Consider the following 18378-nt stretch of genomic DNA (forward strand, 5'->3'; position numbering starts at 1 on the left):
CCACCGGCTTATTCCGCAGAAGATGAGGGATGGAAAAGAGATACGGAACAATGGCCTGAAGCTGATTCGGCGGATGGGTTTCCAGGAGGAGGTTATGCCGCGCTGTGCGTCGCGGCAAGGCAAGGATCAACTCAGGATGAGGTCGCCGGGCCGCCGACTGAATGACGGCGGACCAGCGTGGGACTGAACATATTGGTCACTTCCGGCAGCGGCTGTTGATGTGCCAGCGCCAGAGCCAGTTCAGCGGCCTGCTGCGCCATGGTGACAATCGGGTAACGCACCGTGGTTAAGCGAGGGCGAACGTAGCGGGAAACCAGCACGTCATCGAAGCCGATGAGTGACATCTCTTCCGGTACCTGCACGCCGTTGTCGCTCAGCACCGCCAGGGCACCGGCGGCCATGGAGTCGTTGTAGCAGGCCACGGCGCTGAAGTTTTTACCGCGTCCCAGCAACTCCGTCATCGCCTGCTCGCCGCCGACTTCGTCCGGCTCGCCCCAAGCGACCAGCCGATCGTTGCAGGGCAGGCCGTGCTCCTGCAGCGCATCGTAATAACCCTGCAGGCGATCCTCCGCATCGGAAATCGTGTGAGTGGAGCAGATAAACGCAATATTCTGATGGCCCAGTTGAATCAGATGGCGCGTCGCCAGCCAGGCGCCGTAGCGGTCGTCCAGCGCGATGCAGCGCTTTTCAAAGCCCTTCAGCAGACGGTTCAGTAAGACCATGCCCGGCATCTGCTTCATCAACACTTCCAGCTCGCTGTCGGGGATTTTCTTGGCGTGCACCACCAGCGCCGCGCAGCGATGGCGCATCAGCTGCTCAATAGCCTGCCGCTCTTTTTGCTCATTATGGTAACCGTTACCAATCAGCAGAAAGTTGCCTGTCTGGCCCGCCACCTCATCAACGGCTTTCACCATCGCGCCAAAAAACGGGTCGGAAACATCCCCGACCACCAGCCCCAGCGTTTCAGTGGACTGCTGCGCCAGCGCCCGTGCATTGGCGTTTGGATGATACTGCAGCGACTCCATCGCCTGGCTGACCGCCTGACGTGAACTGTCACTGGCTTTAGGCGAATTGTTGATGACGCGGGAAACCGTGGCGACGGAAACTCCCGCCAACCGGGCAACATCCTTAATGGTGGCCATGCGATTACCTGATTTTGGGGAAACGTTTACACATCGCACCAGTGTTACGGAAAAGCGGGCGCACATCAAGACAACAGAATGCCAGCGCTGTCGCAAACAGGGTAAAATCAGACGGTTGGTGATGCCTTCTGTTCAGGTTGCGGCCCATGCTATGCTGCTGATCCCAACACCTGCCATAGCGATGACCATGAAAATTAAAGTGCCACATCTGGCGCACTGGGGCGCCTTTACCGCGGTAAGCGAAAACGATCGTCTTATCGGCTGCGAACCTTTTTTTGCCGACGCCGATCCCTCGCCGATGCTCAACACCATCCCGGAACTGGTTTACTCAGACAAACGTATTCGCCAGCCCATGGTGCGCCGCTCATGGCTGAAATCGCGCGAAAACAGTGACCGCACGCTGCGCGGACGCGAAGATTTTGTTGCCGTTGACTGGGAGACGGCGCTGGATCTGGTGGCAGAGGAAAATCGCCGTATTCGCGAACGCTACGGTGCATCCGGCATTTTTAATGGCTCTTACGGCTGGTCATCGGCGGGGCGCGTCAACCATGCGCGTACGCTGGTGCGCCGCTTCTATTTCCAGGGTGGCGGTGGCGTCGATCAGCAAGGCAACTACAGCTGGGGCGCCGCGCAGTTTTTCCTACCTTACGTGATGGGCACCTACATGCCGCTGACCGGGCGCGTCACCGACTGGCCGCAGGTGGTGGAACATGCGGAGGTGTTTGTCGCCTTCGGTGGGCTGGCGTTAAAAAATGCCCAGGTGGCATCCGGCGGCGCAGGCCAGCACAGCCTGAAACCGGCGCTGGAGCAGCTGGCGGCAAAAGGCACGCCGGTGATTAACATCAGCCCGATGCGCGATGACTGCCCAGAGTTTGTTAACGCGGAGTGGATCCCGATCCGGCCGAATACCGACGTGGCGCTGATGCTGGCACTCGGTTACGAAATTTGTCAGCGTGGTGCGACCGACGAGGCGTTTCTGGCCCGTCACTGCACCGGTTGGCCACAGCTACGTGCCTATCTGCTGGGTGAAAGCGACGGCATCGCCAAAACGCCCGGCTGGGCCAGCAAGATCACCGATATCCCGGCGGATCGCATTGTACATCTGGCCCGACAGCTGATCGGCAAACGCAGTTTTATCACCTGCTCCTATTCGGTCCAGCGCGCCCACCGTGGCGAACAGCCTTACTGGATGATGATCGCGCTCTCTTCCATGCTCGGGCAGCCGGGCTTGCCGGGTGCGGGCTTCTCGTTTGGACACGGCTCGATGAACAGCGTGGGCAATCCGCGTCAGGAAGGCCCCGCGCCGATGATGAGCACCGGACCGAACCCTTCAGGCCTGTCCATTCCGGTTGCCCGCATCAGTGACATGCTGCTCAATCCCGGCCAGCCTTATGGTTTCCAGGGCGAAACTCTGCACTATCCGGACATTCATATGGTGCACTGGGCGGGCGGCAATCCGTTTCACCATCACCAGCAGCTTAACCGGCTGGTGGAAGGCTGGCAGAAGCCGGATACCGTGGTGGTCCAGGATATCGTCTGGACACCTGCGGCGCAGATGGCCGATATCGTGCTGCCCGCCACCACCACGCTGGAGCGTAATGACATCGGCGGTTCATCACGTGACCGTTTTGTACTGGCAATGCACCAGGCGATTAAGCCGCAACATCAGGCACGGAACGATTTTGATATTTTTGCCGATCTCGCCGAGCGCTTAGGCTATCGCGATACCTTCACCGAAGGGCGCAACGAGATGCAGTGGATAGAACATCTCTACCAGCAATGTGCGGTGGCGCATGGCCGTCGTGGCATTCCTTTTCCAGAGTTCGGTGAGTTCTGGCAGCGTGGCTTTGTGGAGATCCCCGAAGGTGGTAAGCCTTATATCTTTATGGAAGACTTCCGCGCCGATCCCGAGGCCAACCCGATACAGACTGCCAGCGGTAAGATTGAGCTGTTCTGCCAGACCATCGCCGACTACCACCTGGAGGATATGGCCGGGCATCCGGAATGGCGTGAGCCTCAGGAATGGCTGGGCGCGGCAGCCAGCCGTGATTATCCGCTACACATGATCTCCATTCAGCCATCGGACCGGTTACACAGCCAGTTAGATGCGACGGCTACCGTTCAGGGTAACAAAACCGCCGGGCATGAAACCCTGTATATGCATCCGCAGGATGCGGCGGTGCGGGATATCGGAGACGGTGACGAAATTGAGGTCAGCAATGCGCGCGGCAGAATACTGGCCGGCGTGCGTCTGACCGAGGGGCTGAAGCAGGGCGTGGTGATCATTTCCACCGGAGCCTGGTTTGATCCCGGTTTTGGCAAAGCGTGGCAGCCGTTTGACCGGGCGGGCAACCCCAATGTGTTAACCCTGGATATCGGCACGTCATCCCTGACGCAGGGACCCAACGCCATGAGTTGCCTGGTTGACATTAAAAAACATGCCGTTTGCACAAAAGCCTAAGGTTCACACGGCTGGTTACATTTTGCAGGCATCTGTTGCGTTTCAGTCGTGGCGAAAAAGCCGTTTCGCTTGCTACATTCAGGATCCCAGAGGTATTGATGGGTGAACATCAACTGATTTTTTCTTGATTACACCGACCTGCGTAGATACGCAGGTTTTTTTTGCCCGAAATAAACTGAACGATAACGAACTGATACACAGTTTTCCTGTGTTTTTACCCGTGCTTTGATTATAACTGCGGGATTGACCTCTTTTTTTAAGCGCAGCGGATTGCCATGCCCCGGATTAAAAAATTACTGGGTAAAGACCAGATAAAAGCCCCGTTTAACCCTTTCCGTTTTCGCCTGATCTGCCTGGGCGTATTTACCTGCATGGCTGTTCTGCTGGTGCGCGTCGCCGATTTGCAGTTTCTTAATCAGCCCATGCTGGAACACGAGGCCGATCAGCGCTCGCTGCGTACCGTTACGCTTCCGACCAGCCGTGGCACCTTACTGGATCGCAACGGCGAAGCCCTGGCGCTCAGCGTACCGTCGCGGGATGTCATCGCCGATCCGCAGCGCGTGCTGGAGAGCAACCCTGATTTTACCAGCGCCAAGTGGGCCTATCTGGCGGCGGCATTAAGTATGCGACCAGAAGAGGTCGCGGCGCAGATCACCGCTAACCCCAAACGTCGTTTTCTCTATCTCGGGCGCAAAGTCGAACTGGGGATCGCCAAAGATATTAAAGATCTGAAGCTTAAAGGCATCAGTGAAGTCTACGACGACAGTCGCTTTTATCCGATGAGCGAAGCCTCCGCGCCGCTGATTGGTATTGTGGGGGCCGATAACACCGGCCTCAACGGACTGGAGAAGGGCTTTGATAAAGTCCTGCAGGGCCAGCCGGGTAAAGAAGTCTACCGGCAGGATGCGGCGGGGAATATTATCGCGATGATTAGCTACCAGCCGCCCACTCAGCCGCCGACGGTGCAGCTCAGCATTGATAAATTCAGCCAGTACACGCTCTACAGTAAGCTGCGCGATGGCGTGCTGCTAAACAAGGCGGATTCGGGCGCGGCGGTGCTGGTTAAAATTGATACGGGCGAGATTCTGGCGATGGCCTCTTATCCCTCGTTCAACCCCAACAACTATCAGGGGGCAACCCCAGCGCAGATGCGCAATACCGCCATTAATGACAGCTACGAGCCGGGTTCAACGGTAAAACCCCTTGTGGTGATGGAAGGGCTGGAACGTCACCTCGTCCGGCCGGATTCCGTGCTGGATACCACGCCTTACCGGGTTAACGGCCACCTGATCCGCGACGTCGGTCACTGGCCGCGCCTGACCATGACCGGCATTTTGCAAAAATCGAGCGACATCGGCGTTTCACATATCGCCCTGGCGATGCCGGCGGAAGCCCTGGTGAACACCTACTACGCATTTGGCCTGGGTAAACCCACCGGGCTGGGGCTGACCGGCGAAAGCGTAGGGTATTTCCCGCTGCACCGCACGCGCTGGGCCGATATCGAACGCGCGACCTTTTCCTTCGGCTACGGTTTGCGCGTCACGCCGCTGCAAATTGCCCGTGAATACGCCACGCTGGGTTCCTATGGCGTTTATCGTCCGCTGTCGATCACCAAAGTGACGCCGCCGGTGCTGGGCAAGCAGGTCGCTAATCCGGAAACGGTCAAGGAAGTGGTGCACATGCTGGAAAGTGACGTCCTGCCGGGCGGTACCGGACTGAAAGCGGCGGTACCGGGCTATCGACTGGCCACCAAAACCGGTACGGCTGAAAAGATGGGCAGCAGCGGGAAGTATGATGGCGGTTATGTGAACTACACCGCAGGTATTGCCCCGGCCAGCCATCCTGAGGTGGCGCTGGTGGTAATGATTAACCATCCTACCGCGGGCGATCACTTCGGTGGCTCCGTAGCCGCGCCGGTGTTCGGTAACATCATGGGGCCGGTGCTCAAGCACATGAATATTGCCCCGGATGCCATCTACAGCAAGCCTGTGGATAGCGGTTCAGATAAATCCTAACCAAATCAAACTGTAAGTGAGGTGTGGATGTTTTTACACCTCGTTTCATTTCGCCGAATTCATTTTCCTTTTTCACCTGTCACTGACTCCTGCAGGGTGAGAGTATGGACATCCCAGAGGTATTGATGGGTGTGAAAACGGGCACTGCTCCGGCAAGGCCAATCGTTATTACACCAACCCACGCAGATGCGTGGGTTTTTTTTGCCCACTATTCCGGCCGCCAGCCCCTGTTATTCGTGCGGGTCCACCCCGTGGGCAGGGGACTGGTAAGGTTTCTTAACGCAACCCTTACGGTTTGGCGATGGAAAGTCGTAACACAAGTAGCCGATAATCTTTGCAGATGCCGTTTCGACGATGCCTCCCATCCGGAGGATTTCTTTTATCCCTGTTTACCTGAAGAGTTCGATGACTACTCACGCTCCCCGTACCCGTGGTTCCCGCTGGCTGAAATGGCTGCTTCTGCTCATTGCGCTGTTAATCGTTGCCGCCGTGGCATGGCGACTGATGGGCCATAAAGGCGCAGGCGGCACCCTGCCCGCGCGCGGTCATGCCGGACGCCATGGCGGCCCCGGTATGCTGAAAGGCGGCACGACGCTGGTTCACAGCGGCACCGCCAGCACCGCCGATGTGCCGGTCTATCTCTATGCGCTGGGTACGGTGATCCCCAATGCCAGCGTAACGGTCACCAGCCGGGTAGACGGTCAACTGGAGAAGGTTTACTTCACCGAAGGGCAGAAGGTTGAAGCGGGCCAGCTGCTGGCGCAGATCGATCCCCGCAGCTACGAGGCCACGCTGAATCAGTATCAGGGGGAGCTCAGCGAAAATATGGCGTTGCTGAAAAGTGCCGAACTGACGCTGGCACGCTACCGTAAACTGGCGGCCCAGGACTCGCTGTCCCGCCAGGATTTAGATACGCAAATCGCGACCGTGGGACAGTATCGCGGCGCAGTGGCTGCCGATCAGGCCCAGATTGCCAGCGCCAGGCTGAATATTGGCTATGCGCGCATCACCGCACCCGTCAGTGGTCGGGTAGGGCTGCGTCAGGTCGATCCGGGCAATATGATTCAGAGCGCCTCCACGACCGGGCTGGTGACCATTACCCAGATGCAGCCTGCCGCCGTTACCTTTAGTGTGCCCCAAAGTCATATCCCGACGCTGGTAAAAGCCCTTCATCACGATCGGACACTGCCCGCCACCGCCTTCGATCAGGATAACCAGCATGCCCTGAGTCAGGGGCAGGTGAAATTTATCAGCAACGAGATCGACACGGCGACCGGCACCATTACGCTGAAAGCCATGTTCGCTAACGACGACGAGGCGCTGTACGCCAACCAGTTTGTGAACCTACGCCTGCAAACCAGCGTGCTGAAAGGCGCCACCATTATTCCGGCGCAGGCGTTACAGTTGAGCAGCGACGGCAGCTTTGTTTTTATCATCAATAAAGACAACACCGTGACGCGCCAGCCGGTTACGGCAGGTCCGGCTTACGGTGAGACGTGGCAGGCTATTCTGCAGGGCGTGAAGCCTGGCGACCGTCTGGTCACGGAAGGGATCGATCGCCTGACCAACGGCAGTAAAGTTTCGGTCGCGGACAGCACCCAACCGACTCCACCGGCTGAGGCACAATGAACCCGTCACGCCTCTTTATTCTGCGTCCGGTCGCCACCATCCTGCTGATGGCGGGCGTGCTGATCGCTGGCCTGTTTGCCTACCGGTTTCTTTCAACGTCGGCGCTGCCGCAGGTCGATTACCCAACTATTCAGGTGACAACGCTCTATCCCGGTGCCAGCCCGGACGTAATGGCATCGACGATCACTTCACCGCTGGAGCGCCAACTGGGGCAGATGTCAGGCCTGAGCCAGATGAGCTCGACCAGCTCAGGCGGATCGTCGATCATCACCCTGACGTTCAGCCTGGATCTGTCGCTGGATGTGGCCGAGCAGGAGGTGCAGGCCGCCATCAACGCCGCCAATAATTTGCTTCCGACCGATCTGCCCACGCCGCCCACCTATAAAAAGGTCAATCCGGCCGACAGTGCGGTCATCACCTTAGCTGCCAGCTCGGATACTCTGCCGCTGACGCAGGTTCAGGACCTGGTGAATACCCGCGTTGCGCTCAAGCTCTCGCAAATTTCCGGCGTGGGCATGGTAACGCTCGCGGGCGGTCACCAACCGGCAATTCGCGTGCAGATGAACCCTCAGGCGCTGGCGGCCCATGGCCTGACGCTGGAAGACGTGAATACGCTTATCGGCAACAGCAACGTCAAAGGCTCCAAGGGCGGATTTGACGGCCGCTATCACTCCGTCACCATTGACGCCAACGACCAGCTGCGCACCGCCGCCGAATACGGCAACCTGATTCTGACCTACCAGAACGGCGCCGCCCTGAGGCTGAAGGACATCGCCCATATTGAGCAGGGACCGGAGAACAGCTTTCAGTCTGCCTGGGCCAACAACCACCCGGCCATCGTGATCGGCGTGCAGCGCCAGCCGGGGGCGAATGTCATCCAGGTGGTGGACAGCATCAAGGCGCAGTTGCCCACGCTGCAGGCCGCGCTGCCCGACGGCGTGAAAATGACCATCCTGTCCGATCGTACCCAAACCATTCGCGCCTCCATCCGCGATGTCCAGTTTGAGCTGATGCTTTCCATTGCGCTGGTGGTGATGGTGACCTTTCTGTTCCTGCGTAACGTGGCGGCCACGCTGATCCCCAGCTTGGCGGTACCGCTTTCGCTGGTGGGAACCTTTGGCGTGATGTATCTCGCCGGCTTCAGCCTCAATAACCTGTCGCTGATGGCGCTGACGATTGCCACCGGTTTTGTGATCGACGACGCGATCGTGGTGGTCGAGAATATTTCCCGGCGGCTGGAAGCAGGGGAGCCACCGCTGGAGGCGGCGTTAAAGGGATCGCAGCAGATTGGCTTTACCATCATCTCTCTGACCTTTTCCCTGATTGCGGTGCTGATTCCGCTGTTGTTTATGGGCGATGTGGTGGGGCGCCTGTTTCGCGAGTTTGCCATCACGCTGGCGGTATCCATTCTGGTTTCAATGCTGGTCTCGCTGACCTTAACGCCGATGCTGTGTGCTTACCTGCTGCACTTTGTTCCGCCCGAGAAGCAGTCCCGTTTCGCGCGCAAAGGCGGCGAGGTTTTTGATTGGCTGATTCGCGGGTACGACCGCCTGCTGACCCGGGTGCTGGATCATCAGAAACTGACGCTGCTGGCGGCGCTGGCGACCTTTGCTCTCACCGCGCTGCTGTATATCCTTGTCCCCAAAGGCTTCTTCCCAACTCAGGATACCGGGTTGATTCAGGGCGTGACCGTGGCCACGCAGGACGTCTCTTTTACCGAGATGGCGAAGCGCCAGCAGGCGCTGTCTGCGGTGATCATGCAAAATCCGGCGGTTGAGAGCGTCTCTTCGACCATCGGTATTGACGGCAACAACACCAGCCTGAACAGCGGTCGGTTGCAGATCAACCTGAAGCCCTTTGGTCAACGCGACGACAAAGCCGGTGCAATCATCAAACAGCTGCAGCAGGCGGCAACGCGCGTGGTCGGCATTCAGCTTTATCTGCAACCAGCACAGGATCTGACGGTTAACGATCAGGTCACGCCGAGCCAGTATCAGTTCACCCTTGACGATGCCAACAGCGAAGACCTGGTGACCTGGTCGCCGAAACTGGTGGCGGCCTTGCAGAAACGGCCAGAGTTCAACGGCGTGGTAAGTAACCTACAGGATCAGGGCCAGGTGGCTTATGTCGAGCTGAACCGGGACAAAGCCGCGCGGTTGGGCGTGACCGCAGCGGACGTTGATACCGCGCTCTACAGCGCGTTTGGACAGCGGCTGGTCTCGACGATCTTTACCCAGTCGAATCAGTATCGCGTGGTGCTGGAAGTCGCTCCGCAATACCAGCAAAGCCCGGCCGCTTTCGACGATGTGTATCTGAAACCCTCTGCCAGCACGTCCAGCACCGCATCAGACAGCACGTCTGCCAGCAGCAGCCCGGATACCTCATCAGCCTCAACCGCCACCAGCACGGCCACAACCACCAGCAGCGGCATGGTCAGGCTGACCGCCATCGCCACGATCCATCAACGGACCGGGTCGCTGATGCACATGCGGCTGAATCAGTTTCCGGCGGTGATGATCTCCTTCAATCTCAATGACGGCTATTCGCTGGAAGATGCGCAGAACGCCATTACCAAAGTGACTGCACAGCTGCAGCTGCCCTCGGCGATTACGCTGCGCTATCAGGGAGAAACCTCGGCGTTTCAAAGCGCTACAAGTAACACGCTGTGGCTGATACTGGCGGCCCTGCTGACGATGTATGTGGTATTGGGCATTCTGTATGAAAGCTTTATCCATCCGGTGACGATCCTCTCGACGCTGCCCTCCGCGGCGGTCGGGGCGCTGTTAACCCTGTTGCTGGCGAATACGGCGTTCAGCCTGATTGCGCTGATTGGGGTGATTCTGCTCATCGGCATCGTGAAGAAGAACGCCATCATGATGATCGATTTTGCGCTGGAGGCCGAAAACAAGCAGCATCTCTCCCCCCGGGAAGCCATTCATCAGGCCTGTCTGCTGCGTTTCCGCCCGATACTGATGACCACCATGGCGGCGCTGCTGGGCGCACTGCCGCTGATGCTCGCGTCCGGATCGGGTGCCGAGTTGCGGCAGCCGCTGGGGCTGGTGATTGTCGGCGGATTGATCGTCAGCCAGGTACTGACGCTGTTCTCCACGCCGGTGATCTATCTGTGGTTTGATGGGATTGCCCAGCGCGGCAATGCCTGGGTGAAACGCCGTCAGCAACAGGCGCGGAGCGGGCAATGAACCTGACCCGGCTGTTTATCTTCCGCCCGGTCGCCACGCTGCTGCTGACGATGGCGATTCTGCTGCTTGGCGTGCTGGGCTACCGCCTGTTGCCGGTGGCCCCGCTGCCGCAGGTGGATTTCCCGACTATTATGGTTAATGCCAGCCTGGCCGGTGCCAGCCCGGAAACCATGGCGGCAACGGTTGCCACGCCGCTGGAACGCTCGCTGGGGCAGATTGCCGGTATCACCGAGATGACCTCAAACAGCTCGCAGGGCTCCAGCACCATCATTTTACAATTCGAACTTAACCGGGATATCAACGGCGCGGCACGCGACGTGCAGGCGGCGATCAACGCGGCACGCAGCCTGCTGCCAAGCGCGATGGCATCGCTGCCGACCTACCACAAAGCCAACCCCTCGGATGCGCCGATTGTCATGCTGGCGCTGACCTCCGCCACCCGCTCGCCGGGTGAGCTCTACGATCTGGCCGAAAGTAAAATCGAACAGGCGATGGGACAGATCAAGGGCGTGGGCGACGTGTCATTAATGGGAAGCGCACTGCCTGCTGTCCGCATCGATCTGCAGCCGCTTAAACTCATCCACGCAGGTATTTCGCTGGATACGGTGCGCAGCGCAGTGGCCAACAGCACCACCACGCTGCCTAAAGGCTCGCTGCAGGGCAGCAGCCAGTCGTGGATGGTGGACGGCAATGGCCAACTGGACAAAGCCGCCAGCTATCGCAACCTGATTATCAGCAACAAAGACGGCAATGTCGTGCGGCTGGGCGACGTCGCCAGCGTGTACGATTCAGTGGAGGACCGCTATCAGGCCGGCTTCCTCAATGCCCAACCGGCGGTCATGGTGGGCATCAAGCGCCAGGCGGGCGCCAACATGCTGGACACCATCGATGCCATTAAAGCCCGCCTGCCTGCCCTGGAAAAAGATCTGCCTGCCGATACTCAGCTTAAGGTGGTGGTGGACCGTTCGCCCGGCGTGCGCGCCTCGCTATACGATACCGAAGAAACGCTGCTGATTGCGGTGCTGCTGGTGATTGCGGTGGTGTTTGTCTTTTTACGCAACCTGCAGGCGGTGATCATTCCGGCCCTGGCGCTACCGGTCTCGCTGATCGGAACCTGTGCGGTGATGTACCTGCTGGGTTACAGCCTGGATAACCTGTCGCTGATGGCGCTGATCATCGCCACGGGATTCGTGGTTGATGACGCCATCGTGGTGTTGGAAAATATCACCCGCCATATTGAAGCCGGCCAGCGCCCGCTGCGTGCTGCCATCCGCGGTGCGCGGGAGGTCAGCTTTACCGTGCTGTCGATGACGGTCTCGCTGATTGCCGTGTTTATTCCCATCCTGCTGATGGGCAGCCTGCTGGGGCGGCTGTTTCGCGAGTTTGCGATCACGCTAACCGTTTCCCTGGTGATTTCGATGTTTGTCTCGCTGAGCCTGACGCCGATGCTCTGCGCGCGGCTGCTGAAACCGAAACCCAACGTGAGCAAGCGCCCGCATCCGCTTTATCAGTGGATTGAAAATCAGTTAAACCACGCGCTTGCGGCCTACTCGCGCGGTCTCAACTGGGTCATGCGCCATCAGAAACTGACCCTGTTCAGCCTGTTGCTCACCGTGCTGCTTAACCTGTTTCTCTATACGGTGGTGCAGAAAGGCTTTTTCCCCGAACAGGATACGGGCCTGCTGATGGGGGCCTTACGGGCGGATCAGAATATTTCGTTTCAGGCGATGAAGCCGAAGATGCTGCAGTTCACCAACATCATTCGGTCCGATCCTGCCGTTGAAAGCGTGATGTCATCCATGGGCAGCGGGATGTTTGGCTCGCGCAATAACGCCGACTTTTTTGTCCGGCTTAAAGCTTTTGACAAGCGTGATGCCACGGCTAGCCAGGTGGCTAACCGCTTAAGCCAGAAAACCAGTAAGATCCCCGGCGCGCAGCTGTTTCTGATGGCGGCGCAGGATCTGCACATCGGCGGGCGCAGTGCCAATGCCACCTATCAGTACAGCCTGCAGGCGGACGATCTGGCCCTGCTGCGCGAGTGGACGCCTAAAGTCCAGGCGGCACTGGCGGCGATTCCGCAGCTCAACAGCGTTGATTCCGATGCGCAAACCGGCGGTCAGGAAGTGATGCTGACGATCGACCGCGACCAGGCCACCCGGCTGGGGGTGAATGTGAAGATGCTGGACACGATGCTGAATAACGCGTTCAGCCAGCGGCAGATTGCCACGCTGTACCATACGCTCAATCAGTATCACGTGGTGATGTCGCTGCAGGACAGCGATACCCGCGATCCGTCGATATTGCAGCAGCTGTTCGTCATTAACGACAGCGGCGACCGCATTCCGCTGTCGGCCTTTGTCAGCTTCACGGGCGGCAATGCCCCGCTGACGGTGACGCATCAGGGGCAGTCAGCTACCAGCACCGTGGCCTTTAACCTGAATGACGGCGTCTCGCTGGAGCAGGCGGAGGCGCTGATCAAACAGGCGATGGCCCAGATTGGCTTGCCCTCAACCATTCAGGCGGGCTATGCCGGCACAGCGGCCGAATTTAATCAACTGACCGCCACGATGCCGTGGCTGATTGTGGCGGCGCTGGTGGCGGTCTATATCGTTCTGGGCGTGCTGTATGAGAGCTATATTCATCCACTGACGATTCTGTCGACATTGCCCTCGGCGGGCGTGGGCGCGCTGCTGCTGCTGTTACTGACCAATACTCAGCTCACGGTGATCGCGCTGATCGGCATTATCCTGTTGATCGGTATCGTAAAAAAGAACGCGATTATGATGATCGACTTTGCCATTGATGCCGAGCGGCGGCTTGGCCTGTCACCGCAGCAGGCGATTACCCAGGCCTGCCTGATGCGTTTTCGCCCCATTATGATGACCACGCTGGCCGCGTTCTTCGGGGCGCTGCCGCTGGCGCTGGGCAGCGGCGGTGATGCCGACTTACGCAGCCCGCTCGGCATTGCCATCGCCGGGGGCTTAGCGCTGAGCCAGCTGCTGACGCTGTTTACCACACCGGTTATTTATCTGTGGCTCGATCGCCTGAGCCGTGCCATCCAACGTCAATGGCGTCGTCTGCGCCATGCAGGAACCTGAATCATGAAATCACGTCTTCCGGCCGTGCTGGTGCTGCTGTTGCTGTTGAGCGGCTGTACTGTTGGCCCCGATTACCAACGCCCTTTGATGGCGATGCCGGTTCACTACAAAGAGGCCAGAGGCTGGCAGCAGGCGACGCCCCAGGACGATCGGCACAAGGGCGAATGGTGGTCGGTGTACCAGGATGCCACGCTAAACAGCCTGCTCAGTCAGGTCAGCCTCTCTAACCAGAATGTGGCTGAATACGCGGCGCAGTATCGCCAGGCGCAGGCGCTGGTGGCGCAGTCCCGGGCAGCGCTGTTTCCCACTCTGGATTATGACGCCAGTACGACGCGGAGCGGCAGCCACACTGACAGCACGCGCACCACCAGCAGCAGCCATCAGGCGGCGCTGAATGCCAGTTGGGAGCTGGATTTATGGGGCAAACTGCGTCGGACACGGGAAGAGGATCAGGCCAGCGCGCAGGCCAGCGCAGCGGAACTCGCCAATATCACCCTGAGCGCCCAGACCGAGCTGGCGGAAGACTACTTCCAGTTGCGCATCATGGACGAAAAAATTGGTTTGTATCAGCAGAGCATCGCCGCCTATCAGCGCTATCTGAGCGTGATACAGAACCAGTATCAGGCGGGAACGGAATCCCGTGCCACGGTGGCTCAGGCGCAGCAACAGCTGGAGAGCGCCAGCGCCTCGGCCCAGGATTATCAGTGGCAACGCGCCCAGATGGAACATGCGATCGCCCTGCTGGTGGGCAAAGCGCCTGCGGATTTCAGCCTGCCTGCCGCAACCCTGACGGCAACCTTACCGGCGATTCCCGGCGGCTTACCGGCCGAACTGCTGCAGCGCCGTCCCGATATCGCCATGGCCGAGCGTAAAATGGCGGCAGCCAACGCGGCGATCGGGGTTGCCACCGCCGGGTACTATCCCGATCTCACCCTCAGCGCCAGCGGCGGCGTGAGCGCCTCTGCGCTGCATAACCTGTTCGCGTTACCTAACCGTGCCTGGTCGCTGGGACCCGAGCTGAGCGGCTCGCTGCTGGACTTTGGCGCCACCTCGGCCAGTGTGGATCAGGCCCGCGCTGCCTACGATGCCAGCGTGGCGAACTATCGACAGACGGTGCTGACGGCGATGCAGGATGTCGAAGACCGCCTGGTGGAACTGAACACGCTGCAGGGCGAAATCGCCGCACAGCAGCGCGCCACCGCCGCCGCGCAGACTTCGGCGCAGGTCACACGCAATCAGTATGAGGCCGGGATGATTGACTATCTGGATGTGGCGACAACCGAAAACAGCAGCCTGAGCGCGCAACAAAGTTTACTGACGCTGAAAAGCACCCAGTGGGTCAGTAGCGTGGCGCTGATCGCGGCGCTGGGCGGCGGCTGGCATACCGCACCATGAAGGCGGCATAGCGCTGAAATCTGCCAATAATCAGTTGTCGATTACGGCTAAATCCTGCATCGTGAGTGGCTATTTTTAAGATGCTAAGGAGCCGGCATGTTATTCACCTTTTTCCGCCTGGTATTCCGCCTGCTGTGGCGGGTTGAACTCCGGGGCGATCTCGCTGAACTGCATAAGCAGAAGGTGCTGATTACCCCGAATCACACCTCGTTTCTGGATGGGGCGCTGCTGGCGCTGTTTCTGCCCATCAAACCGGTTTTTGCGATTTACTCGTCGATCAGCGAGCACTGGTTTTTACGTCTCATCAAGCCGTACGTGGATTTTGTTCCGCTCGATCCCACTAAACCTTTGGGGCTGAAGCAGCTGGTGCGGCTGATCGACAGCGGGCGTCCGGTGGTCATTTTCCCGGAAGGCCGGATTACCGTCACCGGATCGCTGATGAAAATTTACAGCGGGGCCGGATTTGTCGCCGCAAAATCTGGTGCCACCGTGGTGCCGATGCGCATTGAAGGCGCGGAGTTTACGCCGTTTGGTCGCCTGGCGGGCGTCTTTAAGCGTCGTTTGTTTCCGCGCATCACACTCAGCATTTTACCCGGTACCCATATTCCGATGCCTGAAGCGAAACGCGCCCGTGATCGTCGCGTGCTGGCCGGTGAACACCTGCATCACATTATGATGGAAGCACGCATGGCCGTGCGCCCACGGGAAACTCTGTTTGAGGCCTTTCTCAATGCCCGCCAGCGCTACGGCGCGTTTAAACGCTGCATTGAAGACGTGAATTTCAAACCGGACAGCTATACCGGTTTACTGAAAAAAGCGTTGGGCGTCGGACGGATTCTGGAGCGTTACAGCCAACCCAACGAGTACGTAGGGCTGCTGCTGCCTAACGCCACGGTCACCGCGGCGGCTATCCTGGGCGCTTCCCTACGTGGGCGCGTGCCTGCGATGCTGAACTATACCGCTGGCGTAAGCGGCATGCGCGCGGCGCTGACCGCATCAAAAGTGAAAACCGTGTTTACGTCCCGCCAGTTTCTGGACAAGGGCAACCTGTGGCACCTGCCGCAGGGCCTGACAGAGGTACAGTGGATCTACCTGGAAGATCTGAAGGATACCGTTACGCTCAAAGACAAGCTCTGGATACTGGCGCATCTGATCGCGCCGCGCCAGGCCCAGGTGGCGCAGCAGCCGGAAGAGGCCGCGATGGTGCTGTTTACGTCGGGATCGGAAGGCCATCCCAAAGGCGTTGTGCACTCGCACAAAAGCCTGCTGGCCAACGTTGAACAGATCCGTACCGTGGCAGACTTTACGCCGCGCGACCGTTTTATGTCGGCCCTGCCGCTGTTTCATGCTTTTGGCCTGACCGTGGGGCTGTTTACACCGCTGATGACCGGGGCGCAGGTCTTTCTCTATCCCAGCCCGCTGCACTACCGGATCGTGCCGGAGCTGGTTTACGACCGTAACTGCACCGTTCTGTTTGGGACCTCCACCTTCCTGGGTAACTATGCCCGCTTTGCCCAGCCCTATGACTTTGCGCGACTGCGCTACGTGGTGGCCGGGGCAGAGAAGTTGCAGGAAACCACGCGCCAGCTGTATATGGACAAGTACGGCATTCGTATTCTGGAAGGCTATGGCGTCACCGAATGCGCGCCGGTGGTGGCGATCAACGTGCCGATGGCCGCGAAAGCGCATACCGTGGGCCGTATCCTGCCGGGAATGGATTCTCGCCTGATGTCGGTGCCGGGCATCGAAAACGGCGGGCAGCTACAGCTGCGTGGCCCTAACATCATGAAGGGCTATCTGCGGGTCGAGAACCCCGGCGTGCTGGAAACCCCGGCCGCTGATAACGGCGAAGGCCAGAGTGAAGCGGGCTGGTACGATACCGGCGATATCGTCAGCTTTGATGAGGGCGGCTTCTGCCAGATTCAGGGGCGAGCCAAACGCTTTGCCAAAATAGCCGGTGAGATGGTGTCACTGGAGGTGGTCGAGCAGATTGCCCTGAAGGCCTCTTCGGATAAACAGCATGCGGCCTCGCTGCGCCCTGACGGTAATCGGGGTGAAGCATTGGTGCTGTTTACTACCGACAGCGAACTGGCACGCGAGAGCCTGCAAAAAGCCGCGCGTGAGCTGGGGGCTGCCGAGCTGGCCGTACCACGCGACATTCGCGTGGTAAAAACGTTGCCCCTCCTGGGCAGTGGTAAACCTGACTATGTCACGCTGAAAAACATGGCGGAAGAGGAACAGGCATGATCGTAGAACGTGATGCGCCGTTATTGTCGCGCGGCATGATAGCGGTAATGGTGGCGCAGTTTTTCTCCGCGTTCGGCGATAATGCCCTGCTGTTTGCCACCCTGGCATTATTAAAAAACCAGTTCTATCCCGACTGGAGCCAGCCGATCTTGCAGATGCTGTTTGTGGCAACCTATATCCTGCTGGCCCCGTTTGTGGGGCAGATGGCGGACAGCTTTGCCAAAGGGCGGGTCATGATGTTTGCCAACAGCCTGAAGCTACTGGGCGCGATGATCATCTGCTTTGGCTTTAATCCCTTCCTGGGTTACACCCTGGTGGGGATCGGCGCGGCGGCGTATTCGCCCGCCAAATACGGCATCCTTGTGGAAATCGCCCATGACGAGAAGCTGGTCAAAGCCAACGGGCTGATGGAAGCTTCCACCATTGCGGCGATCTTACTGGGCTCGGTGGCGGGCGGCATCCTGGCTGACTGGAACCTGGTTGCCGCGCTGGCGGTCTGTGCCTTGACCTATGCCGTGGCGGTAACGGCGAACCTGTTTATCCCTAAACTGCACGCCGCGCGTCCCGGCCAGAGCTGGAACTTCGCGGCCATGCTGCGCAGCTTTATTGCCGCAACGCGCGTACTGTGGAACAACGCTGAAACGCGTTTCTCCCTGCTCGGGACCAGCATGTTCTGGGGCGCAGGCGTCACGCTGCGTTTTCTGCTGGTGTTGTGGGTGCCGGTGGCGTTGGGGATCCAGGATAACAAAACCCCGACCACGCTGAATGCTATGGTGGCGGTCGGTATCGTCGTGGGCGCGGCGCTGGCGGCAAGGCTGGTTACGCTGGAGACCGTGCGCCGCTGTATGCCTGCCGGTGTGCTGATTGGGATCGTGGTGGTAATTTTCTCGCTGCAACATACGCTGCTGAATGCTTACCTGCTGCTGTTAGTGATTGGCGTACTCGGCGGTTTCTTCGTGGTTCCGCTTAACGCGCTGCTGCAGGAGCGGGGCAAACAGAGCGTGGGATCCGGTAATGCCATCGCGGTACAGAACCTCGTTGAAAACACCGCCATGCTGGTGATGCTTGGGCTGTATACCTTAGCCATACGGGCTGGCGCGCCCGCGGTGGCGACCGGCATGGGCTTCGGCGCACTGTTTGCACTGGCGATTGCCGTGCTGTGGCTGTGGCGTCCTAAAATGTAACATTCTC

The 18378-nt window shown here is 59.1% G+C and carries 9 protein-coding genes; 8 read left to right on the forward strand and 1 reads right to left on the reverse strand.

Going from position 1 to position 18378, the window contains the following annotated elements; all coding sequences use genetic code 11:
• Positions 1–131: 131 nt before the first annotated feature.
• Complete coding sequence (galR, locus tag NYE92_RS17500; protein WP_013024371.1) at positions 132–1142, reverse strand: HTH-type transcriptional regulator GalR; 1011 nt, start codon at positions 1140–1142, stop codon at positions 132–134.
• 187 nt (positions 1143–1329) lie between these two features.
• On the opposite strand from galR, the gene NYE92_RS17505 reads away from it, so the two are divergent.
• From NYE92_RS17505 to lplT, 8 genes are all read left to right on the forward strand, one after another.
• Positions 1330–3603 (forward strand): molybdopterin guanine dinucleotide-containing S/N-oxide reductase, encoded by a 2274-nt coding sequence (locus NYE92_RS17505; protein ID WP_072136351.1) that lies wholly within the window; start codon positions 1330–1332, stop codon positions 3601–3603.
• Between the two features lie 275 nt (positions 3604–3878).
• Positions 3879–5618 (forward strand): penicillin-binding transpeptidase domain-containing protein, encoded by a 1740-nt coding sequence (locus tag NYE92_RS17510; RefSeq protein WP_014595174.1) that lies wholly within the window; start codon positions 3879–3881, stop codon positions 5616–5618.
• A 405-nt stretch (positions 5619–6023) separates the two neighbouring features.
• The gene (locus NYE92_RS17515) at positions 6024–7247 is read left to right on the forward strand and encodes an MdtA/MuxA family multidrug efflux RND transporter periplasmic adaptor subunit (RefSeq protein ID WP_014606735.1); all 1224 of its coding nucleotides are present in this window, start codon (positions 6024–6026) and stop codon (positions 7245–7247) included.
• Complete coding sequence (locus NYE92_RS17520; RefSeq protein ID WP_259019292.1) at positions 7244–10447, forward strand: efflux RND transporter permease subunit; 3204 nt, start codon at positions 7244–7246, stop codon at positions 10445–10447. The genes NYE92_RS17515 and NYE92_RS17520 overlap by 4 nt, the downstream gene beginning before the upstream one ends.
• Positions 10444–13545, forward strand: coding sequence for an efflux RND transporter permease subunit (locus NYE92_RS17525; RefSeq protein WP_259019294.1), 3102 nt, complete (start codon positions 10444–10446; stop codon positions 13543–13545). Before NYE92_RS17520 ends, NYE92_RS17525 begins: the two co-directional genes overlap by 4 nt.
• Before the next feature lie 3 nt (positions 13546–13548).
• On the forward strand, positions 13549–14940 hold the full coding sequence (locus NYE92_RS17530; protein ID WP_259019295.1) for an efflux transporter outer membrane subunit: 1392 nt from the start codon (positions 13549–13551) through the stop codon (positions 14938–14940).
• A gap of 96 nt (positions 14941–15036) precedes the next feature.
• The gene (gene aas, locus NYE92_RS17535) at positions 15037–17187 is read left to right on the forward strand and encodes a bifunctional acyl-ACP--phospholipid O-acyltransferase/long-chain-fatty-acid--ACP ligase (protein WP_028715975.1); all 2151 of its coding nucleotides are present in this window, start codon (positions 15037–15039) and stop codon (positions 17185–17187) included.
• The gene (gene lplT / locus NYE92_RS17540) at positions 17184–18371 is read left to right on the forward strand and encodes a lysophospholipid transporter LplT (RefSeq protein ID WP_014606730.1); all 1188 of its coding nucleotides are present in this window, start codon (positions 17184–17186) and stop codon (positions 18369–18371) included. The genes aas and lplT overlap by 4 nt, the downstream gene beginning before the upstream one ends.
• The last annotated feature ends 7 nt before the right edge of the window (positions 18372–18378 follow it).

The organism is Pantoea sp. B566 (assembly GCF_024793925.1).
Taxonomy (GTDB): domain Bacteria; phylum Pseudomonadota; class Gammaproteobacteria; order Enterobacterales; family Enterobacteriaceae; genus Pantoea; species Pantoea ananatis.